The sequence below is a fragment of the Dysgonomonas termitidis genome (assembly GCF_054657735.1).
On sequence record NZ_BAAHYD010000003.1, the window covers coordinates 1688868 to 1702451 of the forward strand.

9 protein-coding genes are annotated in these 13584 nt (G+C 50.2%); 8 read left to right on the forward strand and 1 reads right to left on the reverse strand.

What is annotated here, in order from left to right:
• The first annotated feature begins 181 nt into the window (after positions 1-181).
• From ACYQ3L_RS27790 to ACYQ3L_RS27800, 3 genes are all read left to right on the forward strand, one after another.
• Positions 182-1072 (forward strand): FimB/Mfa2 family fimbrial subunit, encoded by an 891-nt coding sequence (locus tag ACYQ3L_RS27790; protein ID WP_379996274.1) that lies wholly within the window; start codon positions 182-184, stop codon positions 1070-1072.
• Between the two features lie 205 nt (positions 1073-1277).
• Positions 1278-2696 (forward strand): BACON domain-containing protein, encoded by a 1419-nt coding sequence (locus tag ACYQ3L_RS27795; protein ID WP_459952539.1) that lies wholly within the window; start codon positions 1278-1280, stop codon positions 2694-2696.
• 246 nt (positions 2697-2942) lie between these two features.
• Positions 2943-4583 carry a BACON domain-containing protein gene (locus ACYQ3L_RS27800; protein ID WP_459952540.1) on the forward strand — a complete coding sequence of 547 codons (1641 nt, stop codon included), beginning with the start codon at positions 2943-2945 and terminating at the stop codon, positions 4581-4583.
• Between the two features lie 289 nt (positions 4584-4872).
• Here ACYQ3L_RS27800 and ACYQ3L_RS27805 read toward each other — a convergent pair whose 3' ends face one another.
• Positions 4873-6372 (reverse strand): IS1182 family transposase, encoded by a 1500-nt coding sequence (locus tag ACYQ3L_RS27805; protein WP_459952541.1) that lies wholly within the window; start codon positions 6370-6372, stop codon positions 4873-4875.
• A gap of 368 nt (positions 6373-6740) precedes the next feature.
• Between ACYQ3L_RS27805 and ACYQ3L_RS27810 the strand changes: the two genes are divergently transcribed.
• The 5 genes from ACYQ3L_RS27810 to ACYQ3L_RS27830 all read left to right on the forward strand — a co-directional run bounded on the left by ACYQ3L_RS27810 (position 6741) and on the right by ACYQ3L_RS27830 (position 13409).
• The gene (locus tag ACYQ3L_RS27810; protein ID WP_459952542.1) at positions 6741-7883 is read left to right on the forward strand and encodes a reverse transcriptase domain-containing protein; all 1143 of its coding nucleotides are present in this window, start codon (positions 6741-6743) and stop codon (positions 7881-7883) included.
• Between the two features lie 366 nt (positions 7884-8249).
• Positions 8250-10160: a BACON domain-containing protein gene (locus tag ACYQ3L_RS27815; protein WP_459952543.1), complete on the forward strand. Its 1911-nt coding sequence runs from the start codon at positions 8250-8252 to the stop codon at positions 10158-10160.
• A gap of 883 nt (positions 10161-11043) precedes the next feature.
• Positions 11044-11523 carry a hypothetical protein gene (locus tag ACYQ3L_RS27820; RefSeq protein ID WP_459952501.1) on the forward strand — a complete coding sequence of 160 codons (480 nt, stop codon included), beginning with the start codon at positions 11044-11046 and terminating at the stop codon, positions 11521-11523.
• 187 nt (positions 11524-11710) lie between these two features.
• A complete protein-coding gene (locus tag ACYQ3L_RS27825; protein ID WP_459952544.1) occupies positions 11711-12901 on the forward strand; it encodes a clostripain-related cysteine peptidase in 1191 nt (396 codons plus the stop codon).
• Between the two features lie 376 nt (positions 12902-13277).
• On the forward strand, positions 13278-13409 hold the full coding sequence (locus ACYQ3L_RS27830; protein ID WP_380000823.1) for a hypothetical protein: 132 nt from the start codon (positions 13278-13280) through the stop codon (positions 13407-13409).
• Positions 13410-13584: the final 175 nt, after the last annotated feature.

Consider the following 13584-nt stretch of genomic DNA (forward strand, 5'->3'; position numbering starts at 1 on the left):
GGACCGGCGCCCCTCCTCTCCCGGGAGGGTTTATCATAAAGCGGTTCACGGTAACTTACCGGAAACGGACCCTGTAAAACGGTATAATAAACGATACGACAAAAAAAATAAAGCCAATAAACAAGCAAGCGGTAACGCGGTTATTGCCTGCAATTGCCTTACAAAAATAAATTATTCACATATGAAACAGCTGAAGACATTAATCCTGCTAGTTGCGTCAGTATTTTTCACAGGATGTATCGGTGATGACCTGAGTGATTGCCCACCGGATGAGAATCTGACGCTCGCATTTACCTACCTGAACTTTCCGGATCATATCAGCCGGGTGACAGTCGCGATATACAATCCGAATGGAAAGCTGGTGGAGACGGTGCAAGTTGATAAGGATGATCTGGATGCCTTCCAGGGAGTCAGGTTATACCTGCCGGCAGATGATTATACAGCTGTCTGCTGGGGAAATGCTTTTGACAATACCCAAATCAACGGGCTGACAAAGGGAGCCGATCTTAGCCGGCACGAAGTGGCTAATCCCGGTTACTTCAATTCCGCGCGCATACCGACCAACGATGCCCTGTATTACGGCACACATACCTTTACGGTAAAACCTAACACGGCCAATAGCGAAACAGTACCATTCACACCGGCTTATATCCGGCTCATCATACAAGTCAAAGGCCTGGCAAGCACCGACGCCGGCGCACCGACTTCCGGCTACCCTTATATCAGGGTGAACAACCTTGTACCTGCATACGACTATAATATGGTTACCCACGGTAACCCTACGACATACTATCCGCCGGTAACGGTAGACACGGGCAACAAACAGGCGCAGGCCACCTGCGACGTGCTGCGCTTCACGGCCGATAACCCTATCACGATAGACGTGCTGGACAACAGCACGGACAATACGGTGCTCCATACCGTAAACCTGCAGCAGTTCATAGCCGACAACAACATCGTCATCGCTGACGGCAAAGAGGTCACCATACCTATCCTTATCTCATTCGAGGGGAATGTGGTTATCGTCACGCTGCTCGAGAACTGGGGAAACATCCCTGTAGACACGCTGTAACACGAATAAAAACAAGCTACGGCACAGACCGGACACAATCATTGGAAGGTTAAAAGCCGGACAGGATATATAAAAAACAAGCATACAAAGAAAACAGGAAGCAGGAACAAAAAATAAATGAATAACGATTTAATGATTCGATCCATGCTTCATACATACAGAACGATAGAACGTAGAAGAAAAAAAGGATAAAAGGATAAAACGTATGAAAACAATCACTATTACTTTATTGCTGTTTACCATGGCGCTGTTATCCGGTTGCACCATGGATGGCGATAATCCGGTTCAGCCTGATCCGGGTCAGAACGGGGAAAAGAATGTGACCCTCGAGGTTCGCATCCCCGGCGCCCGAACACCCTCGACCTACGGCATGACCGCGGGGCAGGAAAACCAGGTGAGCCAGCTTACCGTGCTGGCCTACAAGGATATCAGCGGCACCGAAGAGCTTCAACAAATGATCGTTGCCACATCATCGGAATTCACGAGTGACGGCAGCGGCAATGTCAAGGTGACCCTGTCCATCCCTGCGGGCGATTACAGCCGCCTGGTGGTGGTCGCCAATGCCGACAGCCAGGTCGGCGCATTGGCTGCAAACAGCGCCCTGGCCGCATTGACTGCCATCGAATATACCCATGCCAGCGGACAATGGGATACCGCTACACCGGATTACATCCCGATGACGGGCGAAGTAATAGCCGGAACGACCAATGGCATCAGTATACGGCAGGGCCAGTCGAAGACCTTCAGCGGCCTGAACCTGGTACGCATGCTGGCGCGTGTGGATATAATCAACAATGCAACCTCTACTTTCACGCTCAAAGACGTGATGCTGTATAACTTCAAGAAAAACGGCCTGCTGGTCAACGACGATACGCAATACGGGGCTTCCCCGGCACAGCCTAACCTGCCCGGAACGGTACAGAATGCCACCTCCCCGCTAACCTATAACTACACTGCATTGCAGTCCGGTAATAAGATGGAGGGTGAGATCTATGCCTTCGAGGCGGCCGCCCCCGTGCTGGCAAATATCGCCACTTCACCCCGTATCATCATCAAGGGTACCTATAGCGGAACAGATTACTTCTATCCGGTCGACTTCACCTACGACGGCAGCAGCGGTACCACCAAAGGTGCTTTCATGCCGGTCGTGCGTAACCATAAATACATCTTCACCGTCTCACAGGTCAGCGGCCCGGGCTTTGCCACTGCAGATGCCGCCCTGGCATCGACGGAGGTCATTACCAACATCGACGTGCAGCTCTTCGTCATCGATGAAAACGTTACCGATGTCTATTGGAATGCCTCGAATTACCTGGCGGTCAATGCGCCGGACTTTGACTTCGGCGGGGAAGCGAGGACAGAAGCATCAACTGATAATAAGATAACCGTTAAATCCACTGCCGCATGGACGATCGAATGTTTCGAAGCGGACGGTTCAACGCCTGCTGCCGGCGGCTGGCTTTCGGTCACACCGGCTTCTGGCTCCGCAAACGATCAGACAACGCCGGCTACCGTTTCGGTCGTGCTTACGGCAAATGCCGGAGCGGTGCGCGAAGGTAAAATAAAAATACAGTCCGGGCCTTTTACACATGTAGTGACGGTTACGCAGTCAACCACTCCTTAAATCAGGTAGCCACCGTCGATAGACACCAAACAGCACCAGGCTCAGCTCACTGTCGCTACTACCTACCTATAGGGTAGTGCCGAGGTATCCGATGTAAAAGAAAAAAGGCCGGGAATTGATAAATAGATAAAAATAAATGCATACGAACATATTAAAAGATATAACAGGATGCATCAAACGGGTAAAAATCATGCCGGTACGCAATTATATGAAAAAAAAATGCAATATTAAAAAAAGCTCAAAGATATGATACCAAAAAAACTGTATAAGCGCTCCGGATCGGCCCTGTCGGGTCTCGGGGTATACTGCCTGCTGACGCTGGCCATGGCCTTCACCTCGTGCAGGAACGAAGAGTCCGTGGAAATAAACGGCGCGAGCAAACAGGTAACCATCACGATGTCCGTACCGGGCGCCACCGCGGCGGCCGGCCCTGTGACCTATGCCATGCCTGCTGACGAGGCTAAGGTCAATACGGTCGATGTGCTGTGCTTCCAGACAGACCCCGCAGGCACTGCGGATGTGGACAGGGGAACCTTCCTCTACCGTGCCACCGTAGGGCATACGGCAGGCGATAATACCTTTAAGGTTATCCTGGCCGAACTGGCCGTCAACCAGACGCTTGTCGTGCTGGCCAACTGCCGCACACAGGTGGAAACCCTGCTGGGAACCATCTCTGCGGGAGCCACCAAGGCGAGCGTTATCAGCAGCCTTTTGCTGGAGCAGAGTACCGCTTTCGACGCATCTACCATGACGGGCATCCCGATGTGGGGCGAGATCACCAACCAGGCCGTTACATCAGGCTATAATCCCATCGGCGGGCTGAGCGTCAACCTGACGCGTATGCTGGCCCGGGTCAATATCACCAATGGCGAAGTCCTCTTCGACCTGACGGAAGCCTACCTGTACAACCCCCGCCAGAAGGGCAGCATAATCCCTGATAACTGGACCGGTACAGACGTGACTAACCCGACCATCGTAGCAGGAGCCCAGATGGCTCAGAAGACCAGGTTCGGGCCCTTCACCACTTCGGCGACGAACACAATCGACAATAAGATCTATACCTTCGAGGCCGATAACATCGCCAAGGCCGGAACAGATCCGCTGGACGCCACCTGCCTGGTCGTCGTCGGCTATTACAACGGTAGCCTCGCAAAGTCCTACTACCGTGTAGACCTGAAGAATTATACAACAAACGCGTTCTACGATGTAAAGCGTAATTATTCATATAACGTTACCATCACTAAAATAGACCTTGAAGGCCCGGACACTCCGGATAAAGCCTTTGAGGGGACAGCCACAATAAAGGCAACCGTGCAGGCATGGAACGACGGCAATGGCAGTGTGACTGCCGGCAATAACCACCTGAAGGTCTCCACCAACGTTTTGTCCTTCCCATCGAGCGTCGGCAATGACATCATTGACGTATTCACAGACCATCCGGACGGGTGGGTCATCGATAAGATCGAGGGCCCCTCAAGAGAAGCCATCGATTGGCTCACCGCCACTCCCAACAACGGGGCATTCAACGTGACCCAGCCTTTGACCATAGACGTTCTTGAAGCCGGGCCTGTAAACCGTTCAGCTCTTATTTACATACAGGCGGGCAATGTAACGTTAGTAATTACTGTTAGTCAGAAACGGAAAGTAATGTTGACTTTCACTAAGAATATAGACGCCGCGGGCTCGTTCATCGACTTATCGGGACTATACGATGCAAACACGATGCTCTTATTTCCTAATCCTACGGACAACAGCGGTTACGATTGGGACGGGTGGTACGACTTATCTACCGGACTAAAGGTTGTGGGGCATTATCGACGGCCACTGATCATTATTCCCGAGGACGAGATTCAAAATTACGAAGCTCGGTGGGTACTCATTCCTTGACCTATGCCGCATCGCATGATAGCTCAATCTTAACCCGTAGTGGCTTGCACATATCAAAGTAGCCACTCGCAAGAACCGACCATTCAAATATAAGGGAGGCAAATAACAAAAAAGCCAGTGCCGATGGCTCTCGAACTTCATTTATAATTAACGTTCAAGGCCCCAGTAAACCAAATCTTACTGATGCCCTTCAGCATCATGGTCGATTCACTGCCACCCCCACCCTAATAGGGTAGCGCTACGTGTCTGTTGCACAACTAATTTTAGATAATTATTAAAACCATACTATTTATGAAACAAGCATTAAAAAAAACCGGAAATTATTATTCAAGCGGAAAAAATTATAAAAAAGATACTCATATTCATCAAGAAAGGCACGAGTGCGTTTATAACACAGATTTTTCAGCCACATACGAGCCTCCTTAAAGCCGGGGGAGAAGATGTACGACAATAATTTCTTGATATTATAAGCCATTGAAGCTAATAAGACATGTTTATTGGCAAGCTTTATACCTTTTGTATATACTTTTTTCATTCCCCGGTAATGAAGCAGAGTCCCTAAAACAGGCTCAACGGTAGATGAACGCAGTTTTATCATTCGCTTGCCTATAGGAGTATGAATACGTTGATACATTCGATCATAGTAAGCTTTGTCTATGGTATCTTCTAAATGTTTGAAGTTTTTTTTACCAAGACACGCTGCTTTAAGCGAACAGTCTTTACAATCTTTGCCGGAAGATTCATAGATTCTGGTCCGGGTATTATCCCGGTGATCGGTGCGTATATACTTAAAGGGGAGCTTTACGCCTTTATAGCATTGGTAATAATTTTCTTTCGGATGAAAAGTGAAATTCGTCCTTTTAGGAAGATAGTTTCCCATGCAGGGTATATACCCTTGAATGTTGAGATCTTCTAAATGTCTGAGAGAACGTCCACTGCTATAGTTTGTATCCGCCAATACCTGGGAAATGGTTATACCCATTGGATATAAATTAGTTCTTGCCTGAGCTAAGATATCAGGTAAACAAAGTGAATCCCGTTTGTCTGCAAGGCTTGCCAAAGCACCGCAAATAACATGGGAACTCGTATCTACACTTATTTGTGCAAGATAGTTGAGATTTAGCGCTTTGTGTGGCTTCCTGGATAACCGTGCTTGCGGATCTGTTGAACTGCATCGCTTTTTATTTTGGCCATGCCTGGGATTTGATGGCTTGATAGAGGAATTATTGAACTGAGGCCCTGATTTATGCTCTTGTTCATTAGCACATAGATCCTGATAATACATAGAGCTTGTGACCTTTAATTGAACTTCTTTATCGACAAGACTTTCCATAGAGGCATTCGCTTTAACAAAAGCACTATCAATTGCTTGAGAACGACCCTCAACCATTCCTGCTTCAAAGCAGAGGTAGAGTATATGAGCGAAAACATCAAGAAATAAGTCTTCACCATAGAGTTGACGTGTACGGCTTAGTGTACTATGCCAAGGCAAAGGTTCATCGACATTGTAGTTTAAGAAGTAAAGCATATCCATACGCATACTGGCATGTTCGATGATTTTTCTGTCAGAGCTTAGGTTTTCTATATAGCCAATAAGCATGAGTTTAAAGAAGACTTCCGGATCAATACTGGCTTGTCCTTCCCGCCCATAATAAGGCAGAGCCTTTTTACGGAGAAAGGATAAATCAAGCGTATTCTTTAAACGGCGATAAAAATTATTATCTGGTACCCGATCTGACAATCTGAAGACTAGAAAGAGTTTTTCTTCGTAGTGTTTTTTACCTAGCATAATGATTGAATTTATTCATGTAATATACTAATAATTAACCGTATAATCAATTTTTATTAATGCTTATTTCTTTCTTTTTTAGTTGTGCAACAGACACGCTACGCTACCCTATATAAACTAAAAAAAAGGTCGGGGACTCGGGATAAGGGCTAAAAAGGTGAATATGAATACATTAAACGATAAAATACGATGCAACAAAACCATAAAAACCGCGTCAAATTGGCGCAAAAGCGGCTCAGGAGCACCTCTAACGTGCTGGCTATCAGTACATAGTCCTTCCGAGACCCTGCCGCCGTGAAGACGGCCGACAGGACAAGGGAGAAAAAAACAGTAAGCGAAGAAAAATAAAATAAAAATCAAAGATAACAATGCTAAAACAGAACATCCGCCCGGTACCCTACTACTCGCAGACCGCAACGGTCTGGGAGAAGGAGCTGGCCGCCTGCCTCCGCCGCGAGTTCCGCGACAAGATCGCGCGCCGTCTGAAAGGGCATCACATCCGCGGGTTTTCGCATGATTATATCACGGGCTTTATCCGCAGGAACAAGAAGGCCTGGCCTTATTTCTTCCGGACGGATATCGCGAAGTTTTACCCGGCTATCCGGCATCGCGACCTGATCGTCGGCTGCCAGGTGGCCTACCGCGAACTGCTGGGCCTGGACTACGTGCCCAAAGCCTTTAAGAAACGCTATGTGCCCAACCTGAACGAGTGGTGCGGCTCCCTGCCTGTAACGCGTGGTATACCCATCGGCAGCGCCGTATCGGCCATCCTGGCCCCGGTGATGCTGGTGCCGGTATGGCTCGAGGTACAGCGCCGGTTCAGGGTTCCCTTTATCGTTTTTATGGACGACGTGTTCATCTGCACGGAGTCGCAGGAACAGGCCGCGGAAGTCTACGCCTACCTGCAGAATACGCTATCCTTCAGCTACGACCTGGACCTGAACGCGGAAAAGACGCAATCGGGCCGGTTCTCGGACAAGGCCGTTGAATTCTGCGGCTGGCGCTTCGCAGGGGGCTACGCCCGCATCAGCGACGCGAAGGTAAGCTCCTTCAAAGAGCGGCTGACAGTCGAGATAAAGCGTTGCAAGGGTATCGCCCCGCATGCGTTCATGAAGCGTGTCAACAGGAAGATCGACGGTTTTGCCAACTATTACAAGCATGGCGATGTGGGAAAGCAGTTCGAGGCTTTGGACGGCTTTGTACGGCAGGAAGTGCGCCGCTGGCTGGCCGCCGAAGGGCGTGGCCGCAGCTATTCGAACCGCGACCTGCACAGCTTCGGGTTGCACAGCTTCGAACTCGTTTACCGCCGTTTACGGGAACGCTCGCCCAAAGACCGGACACTGCTGAAACAGCCGACCCCGGCCAGCGACGCCCAACCGGTCGACAGCCGGCTACAACGCCAACAATTGGAACTGGCCTCTGTGATCGACACCAAGCTGACGGAGATGCTGTCCCTGCAACGCCAGCAGGTGAGCCTGCTAAAAAAGATAGTGGAAGTCGAAGCCTACTGACGGATATTCCGGCTAGCGGAGCGCACGAACAAAAGGAAACGGTTTGCCGGGACGATAAGGAAGCGAATAAACCGGACCCTTGAACGACTGTGATAAGATAAAAAAGAGAAAGAGAATAGAATGAAGAAAACATATGCTTATAAGAAATTGCAACGGTTCAGAAAACCAAACATATGTATAGCGATGGCTTACAACAAAAATCAGCATTATAAAATGGCCGTACAGGACATATAAAAAAACAAGCATACAAAAAAACAGGAAGCAGGAAGAAAAGATGAATCAATAATGATTTAATGATTCGATCCAAGCTTCATAAAAACTGGACGATAAAATAAAAGAAGCGAAAGTAAAGAAAAAGATAAAGCGATGAAAACAAACACTATAGCTTTGCTGCTGTTGTCTATAGCGCTGCTCACCGGCTGCACATCGGAAGACGCGAACAATGAAATCCCTGATCCCAGTCAGAACGGGGACAAGAATGTGACCCTCGAGGTTCGCATCCCCGGCGCCCGAACACCCTCGACCTACGGCATGACCGCGGGGCAGGAAAACCAGGTGAGCCAGCTCACCGTGCTGGCCTACAAGGATGTCAGCGGCACCGAACAGCTTCAACAGAAGATCGTTGCCACATCCTCGGATATAACTTCCAGCGGCACCAATAATGAAAATGTCAAGGTGACCCTGTCCATCCCTGCGGGCGATTACAGCCGGCTGGTGGTGGTCGCCAATGCCAACAGCCAGGTCGGCGCATTGGCCGACGACAGCCCCATTAGCGAACTGAATGCCATCGAATATACCCATGCCAGCGGACAATGGGATACCGCTACACCGGATTACATCCCGATGACGGGCGAAGTAATAGCCGGGACGACCAACGGCATCAGTATCAGGCAGGGCCAGACCTTCAGCGGCCTGAACCTGGTACGCATGCTGGCGCGTGTGGATATCGTCAACAGCGCCGCAGCGACATTTACGCTCAAAGACGTGATGCTGTACAACTTCAATAAAAACGGCCTGCTGGTCAACGACGATACGCAATACGGGGCTTCCCCGGCACAGCCTAACCTGCCCGGAGCGGTACAGAATGCCACCTCCCCGATAACATACACCGGGGCCGCGGTGTCGGCCAATATGGCCGGCGAGATCTATGCCTTCGAAGCGGCCGCCCCGACAACCGCAACGATAAGCACCCAGACCGCCCCCCGCATCATTATCAGGGGGACATACAACCTTGTGGATTATTACTATCCGGTGGACTTCACCTACGACGGCAGCGTTAGCGGTACCACCAAAGGCGACTTCATGCCGATCGTACGCAACCATAGGTACACCTTCACCGTCTCACAGGTCAGCGGCCCGGGCTTTGCTACGGCTGCCGCCGCATTGGCTTCGACGGATGTCATTACCAATATCGACGTACAGGTCTTCGTCATCGATGAAAACGTTACGGATGTCTATTGGGATGCAAAGAATTACCTGGCGGTCAATGCGCCGGACTTTAGCTTCGGCTATGAGGAGGTAACCGATGCATCCACGGACAACAAAATCACCGTCAAATCCACTGCCGCCTGGACGATCTCTTGTTTCGAAGCCGACGGTACAACGGCCCCGGACGGCGGCTGGCTTTCGGTAGATGACCCAGGAGGAGATGCTAACACAATGGAAACCGTATCGGTGCTGCTTCAGGAAAATACCGGGGCAGCGCGCGAAGGTAAAATCAAAATACAGTCAGGGAACTTTACCCATGTCGTAACGGTTACGCAGTCGGGCGACGACCGCGTGAAAATCGATGTTGGTACTATCTACGGCACGGGTGTAGGATCATTCACTATAAGTACCGCGCTTGACCCCACACCGCTACCCCCGGGCTCCTATGTGCCTGCGGGCTCGGTAGTATACATTACAGCTACCGAGGCTAATGTCAACGCTATGTCTTTCACCATCCTGAACGACACTTTAATAGACATATATGCACCGAAATATCATATAGAATTTGTTCCCGTAGATTCACGTACCTTCAGACTAGTGGACGAACCAGGTAGGGTGACTAATCCCGCAGTGGCTGCGTATGAGGGGTATGACTACACATACGATGATATCCCCTCACCGGGGTTTTGGACAAACACGAGTGCGGGAGGCACCTATTATTGGACTATAAGGCCTGGCCGAGAGACGAAAATCGTAAACGGGTACAAGATCGGTGTTTTGCACCGCGCCGTAGGCAAATCAAGCTGGACTGGGCTCGCATTAGATTACGTTATAATAACAGAGCGCTAATAAATCGACAGTTCGCCAAAGTCATTTGAGGCCAAACAAATCCGGCTCAGTTCACTGTCACTGTGACCCTCTAGGAAAGCGCTATGCTACCCTACTAAAAAAGAAAACAAAGGTCGGGAATTGACAAATAGATAAAAATAAATGAATACGAACAGATAAAAATATATAACAGGATGAATCAAAACGATAACAACCGGGAAAACCGGTACTTAAACGAACGGAGTATACAGCTAACAAGCTGTAATCCGGCACGAAGATGCAACGACACCCCTGTGCTGTTGTTATCCGTTTCCGGCCGGACGACGCGCGAAAAGGAGCCAATTATACAGGACCATGACTAAAACCGCTGTACATATGGCACTCGACTGCCGGCTTGAAAACGTTATAGTTCATTATTACATTGTTCATGTAAGTGGGTTTGGCAGGCTCCCTATTAGATTCTGATGATACATATAACCTCTTTCACCGGGAGCCTGCATTTACCCGGCCGTTATGAACAATGTAACGAGCTATGAGTATAAAAATAAAAGAAACAATGACATTGGAACAAGATATATAAAAAAGGACCCTTGGCCGCCGGCGGGCGTCAAGGTCATAATTCCGTAGCCGGAATAAAGGCTGGGAAGTAGTTTTTGTAAAGTTTTGTAAAGTTTGTGTTAAGGTGGGGATCCTGCATGTCGGGATGACAGTCAGGGTCCCTTTTTATTAGTCTCCATGAATTGTCAGGTAAAAAGTTTCGGACCCATAAGGTCCGTATAAGTTAGAAAAGACGTCAGGCCGTGAAGTAGCCTGATTGTGTAGTTTTGTAAAGTTTGTGGAACCACGCCTGTTGTGATAATATGCGTGGTTTGTTTAAAAGGAATACGATTAAAAAAGACATACGATGATAATTAACAAACATAGAATAAAGGACACGATGGATATATATGCCGGCATACTGCTGCGGATACTGGGCGACCACAGCCTGGAAGGGCAGTACGATCCCGGCAGCGGCCTGGTTTACCTCTTCCACGAGGATGAAAACGGCTGTGTATGCAACCTGTTCAGTTGCAGCGGGGCCACCCTTGAGAGCCGCCTTATCAGCACCATGAGCGCGGCGGGAGAAGATACCCGTCTGGTGCGGGCCTGCTTGTCGGCCATCAACCGCCAGCTGGACTGGGGCGGCTTCTACGTGGATTCCGTCACGGGCTGTATCGCCTATGCGGTGGACTACAGCCTGCCCCCGGCGGGCTTACAGTATGGCGATGCCGGCCTGGCAAGGTTCTGTACGCAGGCCTGGCAGACCTGGTTTAATTACTGTAGCACCCTTTCGCGGCTGACCCGGCAGATGTATGACGCCGGTGAGGCTGACCGGGGCAACTGAATGGATACCGGAAAGATGAAACGTAAAAACATGAAACATACAGCAAGCTAACTAAGAGAAGTGTTTATGTGGCACCAGGTTTACCGGGCATTATGTAGTTATTATGTAAACACTCAGATCTGCGTGAGTTGTGATAATTCGCGCAGTTTTAAATAAACGGAAGGCAAAGGAGGATAGATAGAAAGATATGGAAATGACAGAAAGAAAACAACAAACGGATAAAGATAGATTCCGACTGTACCGGATCGCGTTGCGCTGCCTGCCTGTCTTGCTGCTTTGCACGGTATTTTTTTGCCGCTGCACCGGAGACGGGGAGGAACCCGAGGCCACCCAGCATGTGCTGCTGGTCTACCTGGGCGGTGACAACAACCTGTCGGGTGAAAGCTACGCGAAGCTCGAAGCGCTGGGCCGGGGCTGGGATGCCCGTCAGGGGGGCAGGCTGCTGGTCTACCACGACGCGGCCGATGCGGCGCCGCAGCTGCTCGAACTGTGCCGCTGCGACAAGGGCAACCCCTACACCAAGGTGATCCGCCGGTATGAAGAGGACAACTCGGCCGGAGGTGAGGTATTCGCTTCGGTTATCTCGGAGGTGAAGAAGCAGTACCCGTCCCCTGGCTACGGGCTGCTGGTCTTCTCCCATGCATCGGGCTGGCTGCCGGAGGGCGCCCTGTCCGATCCGAAGTCCGGGGCCAAGACCGTACTCAGCGACGGGAGCGACCAGATGGCGCTGGCGGATTTCGCGTCGGCCATCCCCGTTGGCGCCTTCGACTATATCGTCTTCGAGGCCTGCTTTATGGCCGGCATCGAGGTGGCTTACCAGCTGAAGGACAAGACCGCCTATATCCTGGCCTCCAGTGCGGAGATCGTCTCCCCGGGCTTTACGGATGTCTACCCGCAGGCGGTAAACGACCTGTTTGAAGGGGAACCCGGCCTGCGGGCTTTTGCGGGCAAAGCCTACGGCTACTCTGACGGGCGGGTCGGGGATTTGCGGTCGGCTACCCTCTCGGTGATAAAGACATCGGAGCTGGAGGCGCTGGCCGGCTTTATACGGGAGAACGCCACCCCGGGCGCGGCTGTTGACATCGGCGGCATACAGCATTTCGACCGGTATCCGTCTTACAGGCTGTTCTTTGATTTCGGGGATTACTACGGGGGCTTACTGGCTGATGACCAACAGCGGCATGAGCTGCGCCGCCTGGTGGACAAAGCCGTGGTCTGGAAGGCCTCCACCGCGGATTTTATGCCCGGTTATAACGGGTTCGTTATAGCGCATCATTCGGGGCTGACCACTTACATCCCGCAGGACCGGTTCCCGCTGCTGAACCGGGCGTATGAAACACTGGCCTGGAGCAGGGCTATCGGACAATCCGGGAATTAGCAGATAAGCGAAACAACGTTCGGCGGAGCCAATTAGCCAATTAGCAAATAAGAGCAAATTAGCATATGGAAAATGAAGAATTAAGAATCATAAATGATTCATGAAGAATTACGAATGATAAAAGAAGATAGAAGAATAATGAAAAAGGTTACTGATATGATGCGTGCAAGGGTATAGCCGTATGCTACGGTCTGGCCGGCCTCAAACTGTCCGCGGATGAACATAATATAAACAATATCTGGGATTGAAGCGGCCAGAGGAGCGCGGTACAGCCCGGAGCCCTACGGTAACCGGCTGATCAGCTTAACATGAATACATGTACGAAAAAGCCGACCTGCTCACCTGCTCATTTGCTAACTGAAAAAATAAAAGGAAGGTGAAGAAACACGAGAACCGGGAAGACGCACTGAAAGAGTTACTGGCAGCTTTAGGCATTATGCTGCTGATTTTTTTGATGTTCTATACATGCTCCGGCCATGAACCGTCGTACAGGTTACACGTATATTAAAAACCACATAAAAACAGAATAAACGATATGTTTAAATTCACCAGGATACTGATTTCTATCATCTACCCCTTACTGGTTCTGGGGATTATGATCTTCTGCCTGCTGACCTGCGGGGGAGGTGAAAAGCCCGCCGCAGGCAGGCAGGAAGCTCCGGAGGCCGTCCGGCGGTTCGTCC